Annotated in this window: 17 protein-coding genes and 1 pseudogene; 6 read left to right on the forward strand and 12 right to left on the reverse strand. The window is 71.8% G+C overall.

Annotated elements, in window-relative coordinates; genetic code table 11:
- Window positions 1–68 precede the first annotated feature (68 nt).
- Window positions 69–1,556, forward strand: a complete 1,488-nt coding sequence (locus B073_RS0109135; RefSeq protein ID WP_018537783.1) for a M1 family metallopeptidase — start codon at window positions 69–71, stop codon at window positions 1,554–1,556.
- Window positions 1,557–1,609: 53 nt separating this feature from the next.
- Here B073_RS0109135 and B073_RS0109140 read toward each other — a convergent pair whose 3' ends face one another.
- A complete protein-coding gene (locus B073_RS0109140; protein ID WP_199788121.1) occupies window positions 1,610–2,485 on the reverse strand; it encodes an oxygenase MpaB family protein in 876 nt (291 codons plus the stop codon).
- 70 nt (window positions 2,486–2,555) lie between these two features.
- Complete coding sequence (locus B073_RS43725; RefSeq protein WP_234025029.1) at window positions 2,556–3,053, reverse strand: oxygenase MpaB family protein; 498 nt, start codon at window positions 3,051–3,053, stop codon at window positions 2,556–2,558.
- Between the two features lie 174 nt (window positions 3,054–3,227).
- On the opposite strand from B073_RS43725, the gene sph reads away from it, so the two are divergent.
- On the forward strand, window positions 3,228–4,214 hold the full coding sequence (sph, locus tag B073_RS0109150; RefSeq protein ID WP_018537786.1) for a sphingomyelin phosphodiesterase: 987 nt from the start codon (window positions 3,228–3,230) through the stop codon (window positions 4,212–4,214).
- A 103-nt stretch (window positions 4,215–4,317) separates the two neighbouring features.
- Here sph and B073_RS0109155 read toward each other — a convergent pair whose 3' ends face one another.
- Together B073_RS0109155 and B073_RS0109160 are read right to left on the reverse strand one after the other, a co-directional pair.
- A complete protein-coding gene (locus tag B073_RS0109155; RefSeq protein ID WP_018537787.1) occupies window positions 4,318–5,769 on the reverse strand; it encodes an amino acid permease in 1,452 nt (483 codons plus the stop codon).
- Window positions 5,770–5,895: 126 nt separating this feature from the next.
- Window positions 5,896–7,740: an AMP-dependent synthetase/ligase gene (locus B073_RS0109160; protein ID WP_018537788.1), complete on the reverse strand. Its 1,845-nt coding sequence runs from the start codon at window positions 7,738–7,740 to the stop codon at window positions 5,896–5,898.
- Window positions 7,741–7,873: 133 nt separating this feature from the next.
- Between B073_RS0109160 and B073_RS39470 the strand changes: the two genes are divergently transcribed.
- Entirely contained in the window at window positions 7,874–8,656 is a 783-nt protein-coding gene (locus B073_RS39470; RefSeq protein WP_018537789.1) for a MerR family transcriptional regulator, read from the forward strand.
- Window positions 8,657–8,702: 46 nt separating this feature from the next.
- Here B073_RS39470 and B073_RS0109170 read toward each other — a convergent pair whose 3' ends face one another.
- The 5 genes and pseudogenes from B073_RS0109170 to B073_RS0109195 form a co-directional block, all read right to left on the reverse strand.
- Window positions 8,703–10,898 carry a 3-hydroxyacyl-CoA dehydrogenase NAD-binding domain-containing protein gene (locus B073_RS0109170; RefSeq protein ID WP_018537790.1) on the reverse strand — a complete coding sequence of 732 codons (2,196 nt, stop codon included), beginning with the start codon at window positions 10,896–10,898 and terminating at the stop codon, window positions 8,703–8,705.
- Between the two features lie 32 nt (window positions 10,899–10,930).
- Window positions 10,931–12,145 carry an acetyl-CoA C-acetyltransferase gene (locus B073_RS0109175; RefSeq protein WP_018537791.1) on the reverse strand — a complete coding sequence of 405 codons (1,215 nt, stop codon included), beginning with the start codon at window positions 12,143–12,145 and terminating at the stop codon, window positions 10,931–10,933.
- Between the two features lie 86 nt (window positions 12,146–12,231).
- Entirely contained in the window at window positions 12,232–13,374 is a 1,143-nt protein-coding gene (locus tag B073_RS0109180; protein ID WP_018537792.1) for an acyl-CoA dehydrogenase family protein, read from the reverse strand.
- A gap of 103 nt (window positions 13,375–13,477) precedes the next feature.
- Window positions 13,478–14,496, reverse strand: a pseudogene (locus B073_RS39475) (LLM class F420-dependent oxidoreductase).
- Complete coding sequence (locus B073_RS0109195) at window positions 14,496–15,632, reverse strand: CaiB/BaiF CoA transferase family protein (protein ID WP_018537795.1); 1,137 nt, start codon at window positions 15,630–15,632, stop codon at window positions 14,496–14,498. Before B073_RS0109195 ends, B073_RS39475 begins: the two are co-directional and overlap by 1 nt.
- Window positions 15,633–16,075: 443 nt before the next feature.
- Here B073_RS0109195 and B073_RS0109200 point away from each other — a divergent pair, with 443 nt between their 5' ends.
- Window positions 16,076–16,810: an MgtC/SapB family protein gene (locus tag B073_RS0109200; RefSeq protein WP_018537796.1), complete on the forward strand. Its 735-nt coding sequence runs from the start codon at window positions 16,076–16,078 to the stop codon at window positions 16,808–16,810.
- A gap of 67 nt (window positions 16,811–16,877) precedes the next feature.
- On the opposite strand, the gene B073_RS0109205 is transcribed toward B073_RS0109200, so the two are convergent.
- Entirely contained in the window at window positions 16,878–18,410 is a 1,533-nt protein-coding gene (locus B073_RS0109205; protein WP_018537797.1) for a sialate:H+ symport family MFS transporter, read from the reverse strand.
- 241 nt (window positions 18,411–18,651) lie between these two features.
- On the opposite strand from B073_RS0109205, the gene B073_RS0109210 reads away from it, so the two are divergent.
- Window positions 18,652–19,839, forward strand: coding sequence for a saccharopine dehydrogenase family protein (locus B073_RS0109210; RefSeq protein ID WP_018537798.1), 1,188 nt, complete (start codon window positions 18,652–18,654; stop codon window positions 19,837–19,839).
- A 58-nt stretch (window positions 19,840–19,897) separates the two neighbouring features.
- Here B073_RS0109210 and B073_RS0109215 read toward each other — a convergent pair whose 3' ends face one another.
- Window positions 19,898–20,620 carry an endonuclease V gene (locus tag B073_RS0109215; protein ID WP_037811310.1) on the reverse strand — a complete coding sequence of 241 codons (723 nt, stop codon included), beginning with the start codon at window positions 20,618–20,620 and terminating at the stop codon, window positions 19,898–19,900.
- 89 nt (window positions 20,621–20,709) lie between these two features.
- On the opposite strand from B073_RS0109215, the gene B073_RS0109220 reads away from it, so the two are divergent.
- A complete protein-coding gene (locus B073_RS0109220; protein WP_018537800.1) occupies window positions 20,710–21,009 on the forward strand; it encodes a YciI family protein in 300 nt (99 codons plus the stop codon).
- Window positions 21,010–21,103: 94 nt separating this feature from the next.
- On the opposite strand, the gene B073_RS0109225 is transcribed toward B073_RS0109220, so the two are convergent.
- The gene (locus B073_RS0109225) at window positions 21,104–22,564 is read right to left on the reverse strand and encodes a sugar porter family MFS transporter (RefSeq protein WP_018537801.1); all 1,461 of its coding nucleotides are present in this window, start codon (window positions 22,562–22,564) and stop codon (window positions 21,104–21,106) included.
- Window positions 22,565–22,759 lie beyond the last annotated feature (195 nt).

Consider the following 22,759-nt stretch of genomic DNA (forward strand, 5'->3'; position numbering starts at 1 on the left):
ATGACGCGGGCGTCGGTGCGTACATAGGGTCCGTAGGAGATCGACCTCCCCTACGAGTTGGAGGACTCGTGCGTCACAGACTCCTGGTCCCGGGCGCGGCCGCGCTCAGCCTGCTGCTGGCAATCCCGGCATCAGCTGCAGACTTCACGCCCGGCGCCCCGGGTGCGGGCGACAGCTACTACCCCTACAGCGGCAACGGCGGGTACCGCGTCTCCCACTACGATCTGCGGCTGAAGTACCAGCCGAAGACGGACCTGTTGGAGGGCACGGCGACCCTGCTGGCCCGGACCACACAGGACCTCTCCCGCTTCAACCTGGACTTCGGGCTGAAGGTCAGCGAGATCCGGGTCAACGGCAAGAAGGCCGCCTTCGCCACCTCCGGGCTGCACGAGCTGGAGGTCACTCCGGCCACGCCGCTGGAGAAGGGCAAGGACATCAGCGTGGTGGTCCGCTACGCCGGCAAGCCCTCCGAGCTGAAGATCGACGGCTTCACCGCCTGGGCACGGACGCCGGACGGCGGGGTGGTGGCGCAGGAACCGGACTCGGCGGTGTGGTGGTTCCCCAGCAACGACCACCCCTCCGACAAGGCGACGTACGACATCTCCATCGCCGTCCCGGACGGCACCCAGGCGCTCAGCAACGGCGTGCTGGCCTCGAAGACCTCCAAGCTCGGCTGGACGCGCTACAACTGGCGCTCGGACAAGCCGCAGGCGACGTACCTGACGACGCTGGCGATCGGCAAGTTCGACATCACCACCGGCACCACCGCGGACGGCGTGCCGGTGATCAACGCGGTCAGCCCGGACCTGGGCGCCAACCTCGGGTCGGCGCGGGCGAGCATCGAGCGCACCGCCGAGGTCACCGAGTGGCTGGAGAGCGTCTTCGGCCCCTATCCGTTCAACTCGGTCGGCGGCTATGTCCCCAACGTCCCGGCGCACTACGCGCTGGAGACCCAGACCCGGCCGTTCTACGGCCGGAAGGCGTTCGACAACGGCACCAACGTCTCGGTCGTGGTGCACGAGCTGGCCCACCAGTGGTACGGCGACAGCGTGTCGCTGAAGGACTGGAAGGACATCTGGCTCAACGAGGGCTTCGCCGCGTACAGCCAGTGGCTGTGGTCGGAGAAGGAGGGCGAGGGCACCGCGCAGCAACTGGCGGACTACGTCTACGCCCAGCACCCGGCCGGCGACCCCTTCTGGACGGTGAAGCCGGGCGACCCGGGCGCGGACAAGCAGTTCGACTCGGCGGTCTACGACCGCGGCGCGCTGGCCCTCCAGGCGCTGCGCAACAAGGTCGGCGACAAGGCGTTCTTCGACATCCTCAAGTCCTGGCCGACGGAGCACCGGTACGGCAACGCCGCGATCGGGGACTTCGTGAAGTTCGCCGAGAAGAAGTCCGGGCAGTCGCTGGCCGGGTTCTTCGACACCTGGCTGTACCAGCCGAGCAGGCCGGCCGCCGGCGCGGGCGCGCGGGCGTTCGCCGCGCGCGGCCTGGTCGCCCAGCCGAAGTCGTGGAAGCAGATCGCGGCCACCCACGACGTGCACGACGGGCACTGACCGGGAGCGGCGGGCGGGGTCCGGGTGCGCGCCCGGCTCCGCCCGCCGGTGCGTCAGCGGCGGCCCGCCCGGTGTTCCCGGCGGGCCCGCCGCGCGATCGGCATGAACCGCAGCCGCTCCGGCAGTATCGGCACCACCAGCCGCACCGCCAGCCCCAGGCGGCGCAGCCGGCGCTCCTGGGCGTCGGTCCAGGGCAGGCCGATGGCGCGCCGGGCGTCCGGCGGCATCAGCCCGATGGTGACGAACCGGCGGAGGCGGGCGAAGCCCGGTTTGAGCACCGGCCAGACCAGCCGCAGCGGCAGCAGCACCCACCAGGGGCCGCGGTCCGGGGCCGGCAGCGGGCGGTCGGTGGCGGTCAGGTCCCGCACCACCGCCGTCTCCTCGATCTCGGTGTCGAGGACCTTGCGGTAGTACGGCCAGAACTCCTCGATGGTCTGCGGCATGTCCCGGTCGTGGATGCCGAGGATCCGGCCGACCTGGAGCCATTCCGCGTAGAGCTGCCGTTCCTGTGCCGGGGTGAACGGGCGGCCGAGGTAGCGCTGGGCGTGCCGGAAGACGGGGTAGCCCGTGGCGTGCACCCAGGCGTAGTAGGCGGGGGTGAGCGCGTGGTATTTCCGGCCGTAGGCGTCGGCGCCCTGGATGGAGCGGTGCAGCTTCCGCAGCCGCCGGCCCTCCTCGGCCGCCTCCGCCCCGCCGTAGACCCATAGCTGGAGCGAGGCCAGGGAGCGTTCGCCGCGGCCCCAGGGGTCGGTGCGGAAGACCGAGTGGTCGTCCACGCCCGCGCCCACGGCGGGGTGCGCCACCTGCATCGTCAGCGCGGCGGGCAGAGTCAGCAGCGATCTGATGTCCCCGACCAGTGACCAGAGCACGCCGCCGGGCGGCGGGGGTGCGGGGTCCGTGCGTTTTGGGAGTGTTTGTACCGTACTCATACGCCTACTCATCATACGGCCGCTCCCAGGGGACGACTGGTCCGCGGGTCCGTGCCGGGGCGGCGGGTGTTCAGTAGGCCAGGAACAGCGCGGGGGCGATCCGCAGCGGCGGCACCGGCGCCATCAGGCAGCGCACCACCCGGGCGAACCGCCGCAGCCAGCGCGCCTGACGGTCGGTCCGGGCGAGCCCGAACCGCTCACCGAGGACGGGCGGCAGTACACCGACGGTGACCAGCAGCGCGTAGTGGGCGGCGAGTGCGGCGGACGGCCGCCAGAGCGCGGCCGGGACCCACCACACCGGCGGCTTCTGCGGCCGGGCCGGCTCCGCCGGGACGTCGCGGACCGCGCCGTTGAGCTCCAGTCGCCCGGCCACCACCCCGTCGTAGCAGGCGCAGAACGCGTCCCGGTCGGGCGGGAGATGACGCTCGCTCAGGCCCAGACCCGGCCGACGTCGCGTCCACCGCCGCGACGAACCGCCGGTACTCCCGCAGCAGCACCCGCTTGCACCGACTCGTCCTTGCTGCCGACCCGGATCCGCCCGGTCAGCGCACCGCCGACACCGGCGCACACCCCAACGCCCAGGCCACCGGCTGCCCTTCGTCCCCCGTCGGCCCCTTCGTCGTCAACCGCTTCGCGTTGTCCATCTTCTGCCCGCCGGGAGGTTACCTAGAAGTAACCCCAGCTGGTTTGATGTGCGGCGTCGGTTCACACCCCCACGCCCCCACCTCCACAGGGAGTTTCCGTGCCGCACTCCGCGCCGCGCACATCCCGGGCCGCCGTGATCGCCGCGGCCCTCGCCGCCACGCTGGCCGTCGCGTCCCCCACCGCGTCCGCCGCGGTCCCGTCGGCCGCGAGCGCGCCCCGGCTCAAGGTGCTCACCTACAACACCTTCCTCATGAGCAAGAACCTCTACCCCAACTGGGGCCAGGACCACCGGGCCCGGGCCATCGCGTCCGCGGACTTCTTCCACGGCAACGACGTCGTCGTCCTCCAGGAAGCCTTCGACAACTCCTCCTCGGACGCGCTGAAGGCCCAGGCCGCCGCGGAGTACCCGCACCAGACCCCGGTCGTCGGCCGCAGCCGCAGCGGCTGGGACGCCACCGGCGGCGCCTACTCGGCCGTCGCTCCAGAGGACGGCGGGGTGACGCTGCTGAGCAAGTGGCCGGTGCTGCGCAAGGAGCAGTACATCTACAAGGACGCCTGCGGTTCGGACTCCTACTCCAACAAGGGCTTCGTGTACGCGGTGTTGGACGTCAACGGCACCAAGGTGCATGTCGTCGGCACCCACACCCAGTCCACCGACTCGGGCTGCAAGGCCGGCGAGGCGGCCGCCGACCGTGCCAAGCAGCTCAAGGAGCTGGGCGCCTTCCTCGACGCCAGGAACATCCCGGCGGACGAGGAGATCATGGTCGCCGGCGACATGAACATCGACTCCCACGGCAGTGAGTACGACGCCCTGCTGGCCAACGCCGACCTGGCCCCCGCGGACAGCCGCACCGGCCACCCGTACTCCTTCGACACCCGGGAGAACTCGATCGCCGCGTACCGCTACCCGGACGACCCCCGCGAGGACCTGGACTACGTGCTGTTCCGCAACGGCCATGCCCGGCCCGCCGGTTGGCGGAACACGGTGGTCCAGGAGCAGTCGGACCCCTGGACCGTCTCCAGCTGGGGCAAGGACTACACCTACACCAACCTCTCCGACCACTACCCGGTGATCGGCGGCTGAGCCCGGCCCCGGAGCCCGGCGCGTCGTGCACGCACGAGGGCGGCCGCGGGGACCTTCCGGTCCTCCGCGGCCGCCCTCCGGTGTGCGGGGCGCCCTCGCGCGGCTACTCGGCCTGCTGGGCGAGTTCGCGGTCCGCGGCGATCCGGCCGACCCGGCCGCGGACCGCGTACCAGCCGCCGACCAGCGCGGCGGCGAGGACCGGGATCAGCAACACGGTCTGCCGGCCGACGCCGTCGTCGAACCACATCAGCACGATGACGCCGAGCAGGAAGACGATGGTGGCGATGTCGGTGACCGGCGTGCCCGGCAGGCGGAAGCGCGGCCGCTCCACCAGGCCCTCCTTGGCACGGCGGACGAACACCATGTGGCAGACCATGATCGTGCACCAGGTGCTGATGATGCCCAGCGCCGCGATGTTGATCACGATCTCGAACGCCTTGCCCGGCAGCCAGTAGTTGAGCCCGACACCGAGCACACACACCGTGGAGGTGAGCATGATGCCGCCGTAGGGCACCTGGTTGCGGTTCATCCGCCCGGCGAACTTCGGCGCGGAGCCCGCCATCGACATCGAGCGCAGGATGCGGCCGGTGGAGTACAGCCCGGAGTTCAGGCTGGACATCGCCGCGGTGAGCACGACGAGGTTCATCACGTCGCCGGCGTGCGGGATGCCGACGTGGGACAGCACGGTGACGAACGGGCTCTCGTTGGCGCTGAACATGTTCCACGGCAGCAGCATCGCGAGCAGGACCACCGAGCCGACGTAGAAGATGCCGACCCGCCACATGATCGAGTTCACGGCCTTGGGCACGACCTTCTGCGGCTCGCTCGTCTCACCTGCGGTGACACCGACCAGCTCGACCGCGGAGTAGGCGAACACGACGCCCTGGAGCACGATCACCACGGGGAGCAGACCGGTCGGGAAGATACCGCCGTGGTCGGTGATCAGGTTCAGGCCCGGAGTGTGACCGTCGACGGGGTGGTGAGTGGCCAGCAGGAAGATCCCGATGAACATGAAGACGACCAGCGCCGCGACCTTGATGATCGCGAACCAGAACTCCATCTCACCGAAGATCTTCACCGAGATCAGGTTGATCGAGAGCACCACCGCCAGCGCTATCAGCGCCATCACCCACTGCGGAATGCTGGTGAACAGGCTCCAGTAGTGCGTGTAGAGAGCGATCGCGGTGATGTCGGCGATACCGGTGGTCGACCAGTTGACCACGTACATCCAGCCCGCGGCGTAGGCGCCCTTCTCACCCAGGAACTCCCGGGCGTAGGAGACGAAGGAGCCGGACGACGGGCGGTGCACCACCAATTCGCCGAGGGCCCGGACGACGAAGAAGGCGAACAGGCCGCAGACCGCGTAGGCGACGGCCAGCGCGGGGCCGGCGGAGTGCAGTCGGCCGCCGGCGCCCAGGAAGAGGCCGGTGCCGATCGCGCCGCCGATGGCGATCATGTTGATGTGCCGGCCCTTGAGGCCCTTGCTGTATCCGGCGTCGCCCGCATCCTGCCGGATCCCGCTTCCCCCGTCCGATGACCGCTGGCCTTCATCCACGACGGTTTCTGTGCTCACTACTGGTATCTCACTTTCGGAGCGCTTGAACGTGACCGGCACCGCGGATCGCGCGAACGGTCAGTCGCACACCTTCCACGAGTTACGGCCCCCCGTCTGTGTGCGAGATCACATGGCGTACATTCGCTCCAGGATTTGTCCATATTTGTGGCGAATAACACGGCGGCGAAGCTTCAGCGAGGGCGTAAGTTCGCCACTTTCCGGCCGCCATTCCTCGCCCAACAACGAAAATCGCTTGACCTGTTCCGTCCGATTCAGCCGGGAATTCGCCGCCGCCACGCCCCGCTCGACCTCCTCGCGGACGGCCGGATGGCGGGCCAGTTCCGGCAGGCTTCCGGCGATCCCGTGCCGGGCCGCCCAGGCCGGGGCCAGCTCCGGATCCAGCACCAGCAGCGCCACCAGATACGACCGGCCGTCGCCGTGCACCATCGCCTGCCCGACGAGGGGGTGCTCCTTGAGGGCGTTCTCGACCAGCGCGGGCGAGACGTTCTTGCCGGTCGAGGTCACGATCATTTCCTTCTTGCGGCCGGTCAGCCACAGGAAGCCGTCCCCGTCGATCCGGCCGAGGTCGCCGGTGCGGAACCAGCCGTCCGCGCCCGTGGCCGGCTCCACCGTCCCGTCCGCCCGGAGATACCCCGCGCACACCGTCCGGCCGCGCACCTCGATCTCGCCGTCGGCGGCCGTCCGCACCTCCAGTCCGGCGAGCGGCCGGCCCACCGAACCCAGCCGGAAGCCCCCGGGCCCGTTGGTCGTCGCCACCCCCACCGTCTCGGTGAGCCCCCACGCGTCCATGATCACGATGCCGAAGCCGGCCCAGAACCGCACCACCTCCGGGGGCATCGGCGCGGAGGCGCTCGCCGTCCACACCAGCCGGTCGAAGCCCGCCACCGCCAGCAGCGGGTCCAGCACCCGCGCCTTGGCCGTCGCATACGCGGCCGCCAGCTCGGCGGACGGCCGCTCGCCGCGCTCCCGGCACGCGACCTGGGCCCGGGCCGTCTCCGCGGCCGCCGCCACCGCCTCCTGCCGCTCCACCGGCAGCTCCGCCAGTGCCGCCCGCAGGGCCGCCGCCAGCTTCTCCCACACCCGCGGCACCCCGAAGAACTGCGCCGGCCGCAGCTCGCGGACGGCCGGCGCGACCTCCGCCGGGTCCGCGCAGAGGTGGACGTGCGCGGCCCGGAAGACCGGCAGGTACAGGCCCAGCATCCGCTCGGCGATATGCGCGAACGGCAGGTAGCAGAGGTGCGCGGCATGGTCCGGCAGCTCGACCACCCCGTCCAGCGCCACCGCGTTCAGCAGCACCTGGCGGTGGGTGATCACCACGCCCTTGGGGTCGCCGGTCGTGCCGGCGGTGTAGACGACGGTGAGGGTGTCGCCGGCGTCGCCCCGCCGCCAGGCCGCCTCGAACGCCGCGGGGTCGTACGCCTCGGCGCCGCGGGCCACCACCGCGGCGAAGCTCTCGCACCGGTTTGCCGCCCCGGGGTGCGCGCCCGGCGGCCCGTCCGCGGGCTCGACGACGACCAGCCGCTCCAGCCGGGCCGCCGGGTCGTCGAGCAGCGGCTCCCAGCGCGCCCGCTCCCGCGGGCCCTCGACCACGGCCAGGCGGGCCCGGCTGTGCCGGACGATATGGGCGATCTGACCCGGGGCGGCGGTGCCGTAGACCGTGACGGGCACCGCGCCCAGGTGCACCAGGGCGAGGTCGCCGAGCCAGTGCTCGGGGCGGTTGCCCATCATGAGCAGGACGATCTCCCCGCGCCGGACGCCGAGCGCCACGAACCCGGCGGCCAGCTCGGCGATCCGCCGGCGGGCCGCCGCCCAGCCGAGCGTCCGCCGGCCGCCGTCCGGCGCCCGCCAGGAGAGGGCCGGCCGTTCGGCGTGGTCCTCGGCGTTGCGCAACAGCAGGGCGGGCAGCGTGAGTTCGTCCGGTGCGGCTGGCATACGCAGGAGCGTGGTCATGGCGGCCTCCCGAGATGTGGGCCTGATCTGCGGACCGTACGGAGGACCCAGGCCCGGCCCGAAGGGAGCCTGGCTGCGCGCTGAGCGGTGAAGAAGGTTTCACAGGACTGGTGAGACAGCAATACTGTTGAACATGATGGAGTCCGCCACCGGCCTGACCGTCGACGAACTCGCCGCCCGCGCGGGCGTCACGGTCCGCACGATCCGCTTCTACAGCACCCGCGGTCTGCTGCCGCCGCCCGAGATCGGCCCGCGCCGGGTGGGCCGCTACGGACCGGACCACCTCTCGCGGCTCGCGCTCATCGAGGAACTCCAGCACCAGGGCCTGACACTGTCCGCCATCGAACGCTATCTGGCGCAGCTGCCGCCAGATCTCAGCGCCCAGGACCTGGCCATCCACCGCGCCCTGGTGGCGAGCTGGATCCCGGACCAGGCGGAGGACGCCACCCGCGAGCAACTGGAACGGCGGGTCGGCCGGGAGCTGACCGAGGAGGACCTCGACCGGCTGGCGGCGATGAACGTCCTGGTGCGGACCGAGGAGCCAGAGGTCTTCCGGGTCGATCCCGGGCTGCTGCACCTGGGGACACGCCTGCTCGACGTGCCGATCGCGCTGGAGACGATCCTGGCGGCGCGCACCGTCGTCATCGAGCACACCCGCTCGGCGGCCCGTGAACTCGGCCGGCTCTTCAAGGACGAGGTATGGGAGCCGTACCGGGACGGCGGGCCGGACGCGGAGGAGATGGCGCGGATGAAGTCGCTGTCGGCGCATATGCAGCCGATAGTGGTCCAGGCACTGGTCACCGCCTTCCAGCGATCGATGAAGGAAGAGCTGCGGGAGTGGCTCGGCAGCGGCGAACACGGCCGTCCGGCGGAACGCGCGGGCCACGGCGACGACGGCGGCCCGCGCGAGCGGTGAGGGGGCGGGCCACCGCGGCCCGCCCCGCTCGCTCGGCTCAGTCGGCTCAGTCGGCGAACTTCTCGCCGCGCTCGGCCTTTTCGACCAGCAGCGGCGAGGGCGCGAACCGCTCGCCGTAGGCCGCCTGGAGCTCCCGGGCACGGGCCACGAACCCGGGCAGCCCGACGAGTTCCTCCCGTCCCGGCCCGCCGCGGTATCCGTTGATGTACTGGAGCACGCCGCCGGTCCATCCAGGGAAGCCGATGCCGAGAATGGAGCCGATGTTGGCGTCGGCGACGGAGGTCAGCACGCCCTCCTCCAGGCAGCGGACGGCGTCCAGCGCCTCGGAGAACAGCATCCGCTCCTGCATGTCGACGAACGGGACGGCGGCGCCCTGCCGTTGGAAGTGCTCGCGCAGACCCGGCCACAGGCCGGCCCGCCTGCCGTCCTCGCCGTACTCGTAGAAGCCGGCACCGCCGCTGCGCCCGGTGCGCCCGAACTCGTCCACCATGCGGTCGATGACGGCGTCGGCCGGGTGCGGCTCCCAGGTGCCGCCGGCCTCTTCGACGGCGCGCCGGGTCTCGTTGCGGATCTTGCGGGGGAGGGTGAGGGTCAGCTCGTCCATCAGGGAGAGCACCTTGGCCGGGTAGCCGGCCTGGGCGGCGGCCTGTTCGACGGAGGCCGGGTCGAGGCCCTCGCCGATCATCGCCACGCCCTCGTTGATGAACTGGCCGATGACGCGGGAGGTGAAGAAGCCGCGCGAGTCGTTGACGACGATCGGGGTCTTCTTGATCTGGCGTACCAGGTCGAAGGCGCGGGCCAGCGCCTCGTCGCCGGTCCGCTCGCCCTTGATGATCTCCACCAGCGGCATCTTGTCGACCGGTGAGAAGAAGTGCAGGCCGATGAAGTCGGCGTCCCGCTCGACGCCTTCGGCCAGCAGTGTGATGGGCAGGGTGGAGGTGTTGGAGCACAGCAGCGCGTCGGGCGCGACGAGGTGCTGGACCTCCTTGAACACCTTGTGCTTGAGGGCGACGTCCTCGAAGACCGCCTCGATGACCGCGTCGCAGCCGGCGAGGTCGGCGGGCTCGGCGGTGGGCGTGATCCGCGCCAGCAGCTCGTCGCGCTTCGCCTCCGTCGTCCGCCCCTTGGCCAGTGCCTTGGCCAGCAGCCCCGCGGAGTACTCCTTGCCGCGCTCGGCCGCCTCCGGGGTGACGTCCTTGAGGACGACCTCGATGCCCGCCTTGGCGCAGGCGTAGGCGATGCCGGCGCCCATCATGCCGGCGCCCAGGACGCCGACCTTCCGGACCGTGCGGGGCTCGACGCCCTTGGGGCGGCTGCGCCCCGCGTTGACGGCCTGGAGGTCGAAGAAGAACGCCTGGATCATGTTCTTGGAGACCTGGCCGGCGACCAGTTCGACGAAGTAGCGCGCCTCGATGGTCTGGGCGGTCTCGAAGTCGACCTGGGAGCCCTCGACGGCGGCAGCGAGGATGTTGCGCGGTGCCGGGTAGGGCGCGCCGCCCAGCTGCTTCTTGAGGTTGGCGGGGAACGCCGGGAGGTTGGCGGCGAACTTCGGGTGGGCCGGGGTACCGCCGGGGATCTTGTAACCCTTGGCGTCCCAGGGCTGCTGGGACTCGGGGTGGGCGTCGATGAACTCCCGGGCCTTGGCGAGAAGTTCCTCGGGGGTCCCGGCGACCTCGTGGATCAGCCCGTTGTCCTTGGCTCGGGTGGCGTTGTACTGGGTGCCCTGGAGGAGGACCTTCAGCAGCGCGTCGGTGATGCCCAGCAGCCGGACGGTGCGGGTGACGCCGCCGGCGGCGGGCAGCAGGCCGAGGGTGACCTCGGGCAGGCCGATCTTGGTGCCGGGGGTGTCCAGGGCGACGCGGTGGTGGCAGGCGAGGGCGATCTCGTAACCGCCGCCCAGCGCCGCGCCGTTGATCGCGGCGACGACCGGCTTGCCGAGCGTCTCGACCCGGCGCAGATCGCGCTTGATGCCGTTGCCCGCCTCGAACGCCTGCTGCGCCTGGTCGGGGGTGACGGCGATCAGGTCGTGCAGGTCGCCGCCGGCGAAGAAGGTCTTCTTGGCGGAGGTGAAGATGACGCCGCGGATACCGTCCTGCTCGGCCTCCAGGCGGTCGGCAACCGCGGTGAGGGAAGCCTTGAAGGCGCTGTTCATGGTGTTGGCGGACTGGTCGGGGTCGTCCAGGACCAGGGTGACGATGCCGGTCTCGTCCTGTTCCCAGCGGATGGTGGTGGATTCACTCATGGTCGGTACTCCGTAGTGGGGTGGGACGAGGGTCAGAGGCGCTCGACGACGGTGGCGACGCCCATGCCGCCGCCGACGCAGAGGGTGGCCAGGCCGTAGCGCTTGTCCTGGCGCTCCAGCTCGTCGACGAGGGTGCCGAGGATCATCGCGCCGGTGGCGCCGAGCGGATGGCCCAGGGCGATGGCGCCGCCGTTGACGTTGACCTTGTCCAGGCTGAGGCCCATGTCCTTGACGAAGCGCAGGACGACCGCGGCGAACGCCTCGTTGATCTCGACCAGGTCGATGTCGTCGATGGTCAGTCCGGCCTTGGCCAGAGCCTTGCGGCTGGCCGGCGCGGGCCCGGTGAGCATGATCGTCGGCTCGGAGCCGGAGACCGCGGCGGAGACGATGCGGGCCCGCGGGGTCAGGCCGTAGCGCTCGCCGACCTCCTTGGAGCCGATGGCGACCAGGGCCGCGCCGTCCACGATGCCGGAGGAGTTGCCGGCGTGGTGGACGTGGTCGATCTTCTCGACCCAGTGGTACTTCTGCAGGGCGACCGCGTCAAAGCCGCCGGCGTCGCCGATGGCGGCGAACGACGGCTTCAGGCCGGCCAGCGAGTCGGCGGTGGTGCCGGGGCGCAGATGCTCGTCGTGGTCGAGGACGACCAGGCCGTTGCGGTCCAGGACGGGGACGACGGAGCGCTCGAAGCGGGCGTCCTTCCATGCCGCGGCGGCCCGCTCCTGGGAGAGCGCGGCGTACTCGTCGACATCGCGGCGGGTGTAGCCCTCGATGGTGGCGATGAGGTCGGCGCTGATGCCCTGCGGGACGAAGCCGGTGTCGAAGTTGGTCATCGGGTCGGCGAACCAGGCACCGCCGTCGGAGGCCATCGGGACGCGCGACATCGACTCGACGCCGCCGGCCAGGACGAGGTCCTCCCAGCCGGAACGGACCTTGGCGGCGGCCATGTTGACGGCTTCGAGGCCGGAGGCACAGAAGCGGTTCTCCTGTACGCCGGCGACGGTGTCGGGCAGGCCGGCGGCGATCGCGGCGATCCGGGCGATGTCCGAGCCCTGGTCACCGACCGGTCCGACGACGCCCAGCACGATGTCGTCGATCGCGGCCGGGTCCAGGTCGGGGAAGCGCCGCCGCACCTCGTGGATCAGGCCGACGACCAGGTCGATCGGCTTGGTGCCGTGCAGCGCGCCGTTGGCCTTGCCGCGGCCGCGAGGGGTGCGGATCGCGTCGTACACATACGCTTCGGTGCTCACTGAAAAGCCTTTCTGTCGGCCGGGGGTCGGTGGCCCGCGGCGTCAGCCGCTGATGTCACGGCCCTGGGAAGACACGGTCGGGACGGTTAGCCGAGCAGGGAGCGGCCGATGATCTCCTTCATGATCTCGGTCGTCCCTCCGTAGATGGTCTGGATGCGGCCGTCGGTGAAGGCCCGGGCAACGGGGTATTCGGTCATGTAGCCGTATCCGCCGTGGAGTTGGAGGCAGCGGTCGGCCACCCGCTTCTGCAGTTCGGTGGCCCACCACTTGGCCATGGAGGCGTGCACGGCGTCGAGGGCGCCCGCGGAGTGGTCGGCGATGCAGCGGTCGAGGAAGGTGCGGGTGACCGCGCACTCGGTGGCCATCTCGGCGATCTCGAACCGGATGTGCTGGAGCTTGGCGAGCGGCCGGCCGAACGCCTCGCGCTCCTTGACGTATCCGGTGGTGATCTCCAGCAGGTGCTCGGCGGCGGCTATCCCGGCGACCGCTATCGCCATCCGCTCCTGGGCGAGGTTGGTCATCAGGTGCACGAACGCGCCGTTGAGTTCGCCGAGGAGGTTCTCCTTGGGGACCCGCACGTCGTTGAAGAACAGCTCGGCGGTGTCCTGGGACTTCTGGCCGATCTTGTCGAGGTTGCGGCCGCGTGCAAAGCCGTCCGCCCCGCGCTCGACGACCAGCAGGCTCAGGCCGTGCGCACCGCCCTCGGGGGTGGTCTTGGCGACGACGATGACGAGGTCGGCGAGGATGCCGTTGGAGATGAAGGTCTTGGAGCCGTTGAGGATCCAGTGGTCGCCGCGGTCCTCGGCGGTGGTGCGGATGCCCTGGAGGTCGGAGCCGGCGCCGGGCTCGGTCATCGCGATGGCGGTGATGGTCTCGCCGCTGCAGAAGCCGGGCAGCCAGCGGCGCTTCTGCTCCTCGGTGGCGAGCGAGGTCAGATAGGGGCCGACGATGTCGTTGTGCAGCCCGATGGCGAAGCCGGGGGTGCCGGCGCGGGTGAACTCCTCGGCCAGGACGGCGCTGTAGCGGAAGTCGGTGGTGCCCCCGCCGCCGTACTCCTCGGGCACGGCCAGGCCCAGGAGCCCCTGCCGGCCGGCGGCTCGCCAGGCGTCCCGGCTGACGATGCCGTCCTTCTCCCACTTGTCGTAGTGGGGCGTCACCTCCTTGGCGAGGAAGGTGCGCACCGTCTCGCGGAAGGCGTCGTGGTCCTCGGTGAAGATCTGGCGCTTCACTCTGCTGTCCCTTCGGGGATGTCCTGGGTGGTCGGCGGGGCTGCTCGGCCGGGGCCCGGGGTGTCCCCCGGTGGGCGCTTCCTCGTGCCCGGTCCCCTCAGAGTCAGTTCTTGACGGTCTCGACGAGCTTGACGGGATCGGGGCCCATGGGCTGGACGTTGAGCATCGTCACGCCGGCCTCGCGATACGCGGCGATCCTCTCGCGCACGTACCCGGCGGGCCCGCACAGCGACACCCGCTCGCAGAGCTCGGCCGGCACCGCGGCCTCGGCCTCCCGCTTCCGGCCGGCGAGGTAGAGCTCCTGGATGGTGTGTGCGGCCTGTTCGTAGCCGTAGGCGACGGCGAGGTCGTGGTAGAGGTTCCGGCCCCTGGCGCCCATGCCGCCGACGTAGCGCGCGATCGTCGAGCGGGCCAGGTCGCGGGCCGCGGCGGCGTCGTCCCCGATGGCGAGCAGGCCGCCGGCGACGGTCTGCAGGGGCCGAGCGCGGGGTCGCGGCGGGCGGTGCCCTCGGCCAGCGGGCCGCCCCAGACGTCGGCGGCCCGCTCCGGGACGAAGAGGGCGGGCAGCCGGCCGTCGGCGAGCTCGGCGGTCATCCGGACGTTGGCGGGCCCAAGAGCTGCGACATAGACCGGGATTCCGGGGCGTACCGGGCGGGAGAGGATCTTCAGCGGCTTGCCGAACCGGCCGCCCTTCTCCGGGGGCAACGGCATGTCGGTGATGCCGTGGTGGTCGATCACCTCACGGCGCCAGATGCGGCGGCACAGCTCGATGGTCTCGCGGGTACGGCCCAGGGGGCGGTCGTACGGTGTGCCGTGCCAGCTCTCGACGACCTGCGGGCCGGAGGCGCCCAGGCCGAGCAGGGCGCGGCCGCCGGAGAGGGCGTCGAGCCCGGCGGCGGTCTGGGCGATCAGGGCGGGGGTGCGGGAGTAGACGTCGAGGATGGCCGAGCCGATCCGGGCGCGCTCGGTGCGGGCGGCCAGGAAGCCCATGATGGTGGGTGCGTCGAAGCCGTATGCCTCGGCGACCCAGATGGCGTCCACGCCGGCGCGTTCGAGCGCGGCGGCCTCTTCGGCGGCGCGGCGCGGATCGGCCGCGTACGGGAGGGTGGTGGAGAGTTCCATCAGCGGGCCGCCTCCTTCCGCTCCAGGCTGGGGACGCGCCAGTCGCGGGCGACCTCTTCGGTGTCCGCTCCGGGCTGGGCGGGAGGTCTGCGGAGCGTGCCCGGCGTGGCCGAGAAGCGGGGTGCGGGCGCGGGCTGGGTGAGGCCGGCGTGCTCGGTGAAGGTGCCGCGGGCGGCCAGATGCGGGTGCCCGGGTGCCTCGCGCAGCGAGAGCACGGGCGCCACACAGGCGTCGGACTCCTCGAAGACGGCGGTCCACTCCGCCCGCGTACGGGTCCGGAAGCGGGCGGCGATGGCGGTGCGGAGCTCGCCCCAGGCGGCGAGGTCGTCCCGGCCGGGGACGTCGTCCTCGATGCCGAGCAGGCGGATGAACTCGGCGTAGAACCGCTGCTCCAGCGCGCCGACGGCCATATAGCCGCCGTCGGCCGTCTCGTAGGTGCCGTAGAACGGCGTGCCGCCGTCGAGCAGATTGGCGCCGCGCCGGTCCTGCCAGCCGCCGGCCGCCAGCATGCCGTGGATCATCGCCGTCAGATGGGCCGTGCCGTCGACGATCGCGGCGTCCACGACCTGGCCCGCCCCGCCGTCGGCGCGGGCGTGCTGGAGGGCCGCGAGGACGCCGATGACGAGATAGAGCGAGCCGCCGGCGTAGTCGCCCAGCAGATTGGCGGGGACGGCGGGCGGGCCGTCGGGCGGGCCGATCATGCCGAGGGCGCCGGTGATGGCGATATAGGCGATGTCATGGCCGGCGGTGGCGGAGAGCGGGCCCTGCTGTCCCCAGCCGGTCATCCGGCCGTAGACCAGGCGGGGGTTGCGCGCCAGGCAGGGCTCGGGGCCGACGCCCAGCCGCTCGGCCACCCCCGGGCGATAGCCCTCGATCAGGACGTCGGCGCGCTCGGCCAGGTCCAGGACCTGCGCCACGCCGGCGGGCTGCTTGAGATCCACCAGCACCGAGCGCTTGTTGCGGTTGGTGAGGTCGGCGGCCGGGTCGATGCGCAGTCCGGCGCCGCCGGGGCGGTCGACACGCACGACGTCGGCGCCGAGGTCCGCGAGCAGCATGGCCGCGAACGGGCCGGGGCCGATGCCGGCGAGCTCCACCACCCGCACCCCGCCGAGCGGGCCGTTCCCTGACTGCGTCATCGCGCCCCATGCCTTCCGCACTGTGACACTTCTGATGTAACACTCGCGATGTTAAGAACGTGTTCCACTTTCCACAAGCCCCCTGCCAAGTGGCCGTCAATGAACAAGGCCCGCACCGACGATGCTCAACTGCCATCGCCGCCACGGGCCTTCGCGCGCCTGCTGCCGCCGCGCCGCTATCCCCCGCCGAGCCGGTCGATGAGCATCCCGGCGGCTATCCGGCGGCCGGGCGCGCAGACCCGTGCCCGCGCCCCTGGCGCATCGTGCGCTGCCGCCTTTGCCATGCCGTCCTCCACGTCCGCTCCCCCGTCCTGCACCGCCTGCGATGCCACCGGCGAGCTGCGCGTACGTCCGCGCCGCCCATCGCCCTCAACGCTAACCGCGGCCACTGACAACGGCCCGCGGAGCGCCGCACGCCGGGCCGGCGGAGGGACAATGCCGCCATGTCTCATCTCGCCGCCGCACTGTTCGACATCCACGCCGGTCAGGGACTGCGTCAGTTCGCCGAGCTGGCCATAGCCCTGCTGCTGTCCTCACTCATCGGGCTGGAGCGCGAGGCCCGGCAGAAAAGCGCCGGACTGCGCACCCACACCCTCGTCGGGGTGGGCAGCGCCCTGTTCATGGAAGTCTCGATCCACGGCTTCGGCGCACTGCTGGGCACCGACGGCGTGGCGCTGGACCCGTCCCGGGTCGCCGCGCAGGTCGTCTCCGGCATCGGCTTCATCGGCGGTGGGCTGATCTTCGTGCGTAAGGACGCGGTCCGGGGCCTGACGACGGCCGCCACCATCTGGCTGACCTGCGCCATCGGCATGGCCTGCGGAGGCGGGCTGCCGCTGCTCGGCATCGGCGCGACCGCGGCGCACTTCCTGATCGTGCGCGGCTTCTCCGTGGTGTCGGAGCGGATCACCTCCGGGCCCTCCTTCGACCGGGTCGAACTGCGCCTGACCTACCAGGCACAACACGGACTGCTGGGCCGGATGTTGGAGCTGTGCACGGGCAGCGGGTTCCGGGTCGTCGACGTCCAGGTGGAGACCGGCACGGACGAGGTCCGGACGGCGGCCGAGGTGCTGCTCCGTCTGGAGGGCAGCGGATCGGCGCACCCTCTGGTGGAGGCCCTGACGGAGATGGACGGCGTCCGCGGGGTCGCACTGGGGCGGCACGGCGACAGCACGGAGTGACCCGGCGGCGGCCACGCCCGCGTTGACGTAGGGCGCCCCTCCCCCCGTGCGCGCCGCCCGCCCGTCACTACCCCGCACCGGACGAAGCGTCCCCCCGCACGGCATCCGCCCCACCCTCCGCGCCCGTCCCGCACCGCGGCCCCGACACCAGCAGGTCGCCGGGCACCTGACGGCCCACCAGCCGTGCCAGCCGCCGCGGGACGTCGCCGCCCACCAGGACGACGACCAGCAGCGTCAGCCCGAAGGTGAGGATCGCCAGCGCCCGCCCCAGGGGCATGCCGCGGGCGAGCTGCGCCCCGAGGACCGGCGCCACCGCGCCGCCCAGCGCCCCCACGTTGTAGACGAAGCCCAGTGACGCGGCGCGGAACCCGGTCGGGAAGTGCCCCGCGAGGTACTTCGGCAGGATCCCGGAGATGCCCTGACTCAGCGCCAGCAGGACGAAGATCAGCACCCCCAGCCCCACCAGACTCCCGCGCACCGCGAACACCGGGAACACAAACACCAGCGAGGCCAGCAGGGTGTACGCATAGGCGCGCCGGGTGCCAAGCAGATCACCGGTGAACCCGGCCAGCCAGCAGCCGGCCATGGTCCCGAACCCCGCGAAGAACATCACGTCGCCGACCTGCCGGGGCGTGTAGCCCAGATCGGACTTCAGATAGGTGGGCAGCAGGGCCTGCACCGGCCAGCTGTAGAGGAACGCGCAGAACACCGTCACCATCAAGGAGACGTACAGCAGCCAACCCCGGCGCCCGCCCAGTTGGACGGTGAAGGCGACCAGGCACAGCGCGGCGACCGTGGCCGCCCACGGCACGAACCCCGCGCCGAACGGGGTGAAGGTGCAGAACAGCGCGCCGGACGCGACCGTCGCAACCGCGGTGTTGGCCAGGCGTCGAAGCCGGCCGCTGAACAACGACCGGAACGGATTCGGGCGCTCCGCATGCCCCGCCCCGTTTCCTCCCCCGGCGGCCGCGACCTCGGCCTGCCAGTCCCCGGCTTCCGGCAGCGAGCGGCGCATCCACAGGGCGACCAAGACGGGCAGTACCCCGATCCAGAACATCCAGCGCCAGCCCCAGACAGGCACCACCCAGGCGTACAGCTGGGCGGCGACGACCGTACCGGCCGCGTAACCGGAGATCAGGAATCCGGAGGCCCGGTTGCGCAGCCGGCTCGGCCAACTCTCCAGGACGTAGGTCACGCTGGTGCTGTACTCCCCCGCCATACCGACCCCGATCACCAGCCGGGCGACGAACAGGCTGGTGTAGTCCCAGGCGAATCCGCAGGCGAAGGTACCCAGGGAGTAGAGCAGGATACTGGTGATCATGGCCGCTCTCCGGCCGTGTCGGTCGCCCAGCGCGCCCAGGAGCGCGCCGCCCAGCCAGCGGGTGATGAAGGCGGCGGAGACGAGGGAGGCGGCGGTGGCGGGGTCCAGGCGGAAGTCGTCGGCGACCTCGGTCAGCACCAGCGTGATCAGCACGAAGTCGAAGCCGTCCAGCAGGTACCCGAGCCAGGCGGCGGACAGCGCCTTCCACTGGCCCGGGGTGACCTCGTGATACCAGGCGCGGCGCGGCGTCCGCCCCGCGGTGTCCACGGGATGCGTCATCGTGGGAACCGACCTCCTCCAGCAGCCGCCCGGCCCACCCACCCCACTTACCCGGCCATACCAGACGTCGGACGTCCCCTCTCCTCGCACGAATCTCGCGCCGCTCCCCTACCGCGTCAAGACGGGACACACGTCCCCGCTCCCCATCCACCGCCAACCCGGCCTTCCCACCCGTTCATTGACGTAACGCCAACGACTCCTTAGGGTCCGGCCCCCGGACCCCGGACCTGAGAGGACGCAGATGCCACGGCAGGACACTTCAGGACGGGACCACGACCTCGTTCTGTACGGGGCGACCGGATTCGCCGGCGCACTCACCGCGGAATACCTGGCCCGGCACGCCCCCGAGGAGTGCCGATGGGCACTGGCCGGACGCAGCACGGCCAAACTGGAGCGGCTGCGCGACCGGCTGGCGGCCGTCGACCCGGCCTGCGCGGACCTCCCACTGCTCCGGGCCGACAGCGCCGACCCGGACTCGCTGCGCGCCCTCGCCGCCGCCACCCGCGTCCTGGCCACCACCGTCGGGCCCTATCTGCTGCACGGCGAACCGCTGGTCGCGGCCTGCGCCGCGGCCGGCACCGACTACCTGGACCTCACGGGCGAGCCGGAGTTCGTCGACCGGATGTACCTGCGTCACGACGCCACCGCCCGGGCCACCGGGGCACGGCTCGTCCACGCCTGCGGCTTCGACTCCGTCCCGTACGACCTGGGGGTGCACTACACGGTGGGGCTGCTCCCCAAGGGAGGCCCGGTACGCATCGACGGCTTCGTACGGACCAACGCCACGCTCTCCGGCGGGACGCTCGCCTCGGCGCTGACCGCGGTCTCCCGCCCGGCCGCCATGGCCCGGGCCGCCCGGGCCCGGCGACGGACCGAACCGCCGCCCGCCGGCCGTACGGTGCGCGCCCCGTTCGGCCCGCCCGTCCGCAGCCGGGAGACCCGCACCTGGGGCGTGCCCCTGCCGACCCTGGACCCGCGCATCGTCGCCCGCTCCGCCGCCGCCCTCGACCACTACGGGCCGGACTTCCGCTACCGCCACTACGCGGGGGTGCGCCGGCTGCCGACGGCGGTGGCCGGCGTGCTGGGAGCGGGGGCACTGTCCGCGCTCGCCCAGGTACCGCCCGCCCGTCGTTGGATGTCCGGCCGGCTGCAACCGGGCGAGGGGCCAAGTCAGGAGCGGCGGGAGCGGAGTTGGTTCGCGGTGCGGTTCGTGGCCTCGGGCGGCGGCACCCGCCTGGTCACCGAGGTCGCGGGCGGCGATCCCGGCTACGACGAGACCGCGAAGATGCTCGCCGAGGGCGCGCTGAGCCTGGCCTTCGACGACCTCCCGGAGACCGCGGGCCAGGTGACGACGGCCGTGGCCATGGGGGACGCGCTGACCCGCCGCCTCCAGGACGCCGGGATCACTTTCCGGGTGGTCCGGGGGTAGGACCTGTGTCGGAAAGGCCGCCTGCCGTCCGGCACTTGGCACGCCCCGGGGCCGGCTGTCAGGCGTTCGCCAGCGCCCTGCGGCACAGCGAGTCGGCGGCCCGGGTCGTCTCCGGAAGCCGGTACGCCGGCGCCAGACGGAGCGTGTGCGCACAGGCCCGGTCGAGGTCCACCCGGTGGCCGACGGAGACGAAGACCGGTTTGACGCCGCTCTGGGTGCGCAGGGCACGTCCCACCTCCTCGGGCTCGCCGTCCACCGGCCGGTCGTCCCACAGTGGTGCGGTGGCGCCGCGCTCCGGCCCGGGTGCCTCGTACCGGAAGGTGAAGGGGTTCTTGGCGACCCCGATGGTGGGCAGGCCGGTCAGCACTCCGAGGTGGCTGGCGAGGCCGAACCGCCGTGGATGGGCGAGCCCGTAGCCGTCGCAGACGACCAGGTCGGGTATCCGGGCGAGCCGGTCCAGTGCGGCGAGGACCGTGGGGATCTCCCGGAAGGCGAGCAGGCCGGGGACGTAGGGGAAGGAGACCGGGCCGACGGCGGTGGCCTCGTCGACGACCGCGAGCGTACGGGCGTCGAGGGCGACGGCGGCCGCGGCGACCACGTCCCGCTCGTCGTCGTAGGCGACGTCCACACCGACCACGGTGCCCTCGAAGCCCGGCTCCGGGCCTGCCTCGTCGAGCCGTACGTGGGCGCGCAGCCGGTCCTGGACCGCGCGGGCCGCGGCCTCGTCCGCCGGCCAGTGCCGCAGCTCGTCGGCGCGAGAGATGATTCCGGAAGTGTCCATGGTGCCCGCAACGCTACCGAACCGCCGCGTCGGCCCGGACGGCCGCATACGACCGCCGCCGTCCGCCTCCCCTCCTCTATATTGCAGCCATGTTCGTACTGGAGCTGACCTACATCGCCCCCCTCGACCGCGTCGACGCCGCCCTCCCGGACCACGTGGCGTGGCTGGAGAAGGAGTACGCCGCCGGCCACTTCATCGCGTCCGGCCGGAAGAACCCGCGGGACGGGGGCGTGATCATCGCCGCCGGAATCGACCGGGCGACCGCCGAGAAGCTCACGGCCGACGACCCGTTCGTCCGCGCCGGGGTCTGCGAGTACCGGATCACCGAGTTCGTGGCGACCAAGACGGCGCCGGCCCTGGCGGAATACAAGGAGCAGCTCCCCTCCTGAGCCCTCGTCGCACGCAAGGCAGGCCCGGCCCGCCGGACGCTTTCCGGTGGGCCGGGCCTTGCGCTGCGCGCGCTCCTTCGGCCCGGCGGGCGGCCTACGAGGGCGCGGCAGGGGACGCGGCCGAGTCGCCGAGCGGCCCGGCACTGACCGGGCCGGGCGGGGCGGCAGTGGGCCAGCGGCCGCCGTTGCGCCAGTAGCCCTGAATCTCCTCCAGGTGGCGGCCCTTGGTCTCGGGGGCGGTGAACGCCGCGAACAGCAGGGCGGCGAGTGCGAGCACGCCCAGACCCGCGAAGGTCGCGGCGGCACCGGCCCTGGCCATCAGCGACGGGAAGAACTGGGCGATCAGAAGGTTGGCGACCAGGTCGGCGGTGAGCATCACCGACGCCCCCGTGGAGCGCAGCTGCGCGGGGAACGCCTCGCTCGCATAGACCCAGATCAGCGACCCGAAGCCGAAGTTGAAGGCGGCGGTGAACAGGAGGATCGCGACGAAGCCCACCCAGGTGGTGGCCCCCTGCAGCTTCCCCGCACTGAAGACGGCGGTCAGCACCGCGAGCATCGCCACCATCGTGCCGATCCCGGACAGCAGCACCACCCTGCGGCCGAGGCGGTCGATGATGAGGATCGCCAGCACGCTGGCGGCAAGAGAGGCCAGTTCGACGAAGGACGGCAACAGGAAGTTCTGGCCGTTGCCGGTGAAGCCCATCTCCTCGAAGATCTGCGGGCTGTAGTACGTCACGGCGTTGATGCCGGTGATCTGGCAGAAGAAGCCGAGGCCGACCACGAAGAACGCGGCGCGGGCGTACGGCTTGCGCAGCAGTGAGCGCACCGAGCCCCCACTCTCCTCGGCCAGCGCGGCGCGCACCGCGGCGACCTCGGCCTGCGGGTCGACGTCCGGGTCGGTCATCGCCATGACCTCGACGGCCCGTTCGGTACGCCCCTTGAGGACGTACCAGCGGGGGGTGTCCGGCAGACGCAGCAGCGGGATCGCGACGAGCGCCGCGGGGATCGCGGAGAGGCCGAGCATCCAGCGCCAGTGACCGCCGCCGGACAGGCCCCAGTTGACGAAGTAGGTGAGGACGACGCCCACGACGGTGGCCACCTGGTAGGAGGCGACGGAGGCGCCCCGGATCCGGGCGGGGGTCGATTCGGCGACGTAGAGGGGCGCCGCCACGATCGAGATGCCGATGGCGGCGCCGAGCAGGAAGCGGACGGCGTCGAGCACTTCGATGTTGGGGGCGACGGCGGACAGCGCGACGAAGACCGCGTAGGAGCCGGCGACGATCAGCATCGTGATCCGGCGGCCCAGGGCGTCGGCGAGCTTGCCGCCGATCAGCGCGCCCAGGATCGACCCGAGCACCAGGATGCTGTTGACCAGTCCCTTTTCGGTCTCGGTGAGGCCGAAGTCCTTGCTGAGGAAGACCAGGGCGCCGGAGATGCTGCCGGTGTCGTAGCCGTAGATGACGCCGACGACGGCGCCGGTGAGCGCGAACCACCGGCCCGCGCGGCGTGGCGTCGGGAGTGAGGGGCGCGGTGCGGAGAGCGGGGCAGTGGACATCGGAAGTCCTTTGTGCGACGGAGCGTCATTGCTGCGTGACTGCATGACGGGTGCCGAGGCACCGCGCCCTCGGCCATGACGGGACCCACCGGAGCCGCATGACCGATCTTGCGAATATCGGGCACCTTTCACGCAGCTGTCAACAGTCACTTACCCGCTTTTCGCTTCACTCAGCACCCCCTTCACGCCACGCCG

Source organism: Streptomyces sp. MspMP-M5, from assembly GCF_000373585.1.
Lineage (GTDB): Bacteria > Actinomycetota > Actinomycetes > Streptomycetales > Streptomycetaceae > Streptomyces.

Excerpts from the sequence above, each read along its gene's own strand:
- B073_RS0109140 (WP_199788121.1), bottom strand. The coding sequence starts at position 2,485 with ATGAGTACGGTACAAACACTCCCAAAACGCACGGACCCCGCACCCCCG.
- B073_RS0109160 (WP_018537788.1), bottom strand. The coding sequence starts at position 7,740 with ATGACCACGCTCCTGCGTATGCCAGCCGCACCGGACGAACTCACGCTG.
- B073_RS39470 (WP_018537789.1), top strand. The coding sequence starts at position 7,874 with ATGATGGAGTCCGCCACCGGCCTGACCGTCGACGAACTCGCCGCCCGC.
- B073_RS0109170 (WP_018537790.1), bottom strand. The coding sequence starts at position 10,898 with ATGAGTGAATCCACCACCATCCGCTGGGAACAGGACGAGACCGGCATC.
- B073_RS0109195 (WP_018537795.1), bottom strand. The coding sequence starts at position 15,632 with ATGACGCAGTCAGGGAACGGCCCGCTCGGCGGGGTGCGGGTGGTGGAG.
- B073_RS0109200 (WP_018537796.1), top strand. The coding sequence starts at position 16,076 with ATGTCTCATCTCGCCGCCGCACTGTTCGACATCCACGCCGGTCAGGGA.
- B073_RS0109205 (WP_018537797.1), bottom strand. The coding sequence starts at position 18,410 with ATGACGCATCCCGTGGACACCGCGGGGCGGACGCCGCGCCGCGCCTGG.
- B073_RS0109210 (WP_018537798.1), top strand. The coding sequence starts at position 18,652 with ATGCCACGGCAGGACACTTCAGGACGGGACCACGACCTCGTTCTGTAC.
- B073_RS0109215 (WP_037811310.1), bottom strand. The coding sequence starts at position 20,620 with ATGGACACTTCCGGAATCATCTCTCGCGCCGACGAGCTGCGGCACTGG.
- B073_RS0109220 (WP_018537800.1), top strand. The coding sequence starts at position 20,710 with ATGTTCGTACTGGAGCTGACCTACATCGCCCCCCTCGACCGCGTCGAC.
- B073_RS0109225 (WP_018537801.1), bottom strand. The coding sequence starts at position 22,564 with ATGTCCACTGCCCCGCTCTCCGCACCGCGCCCCTCACTCCCGACGCCA.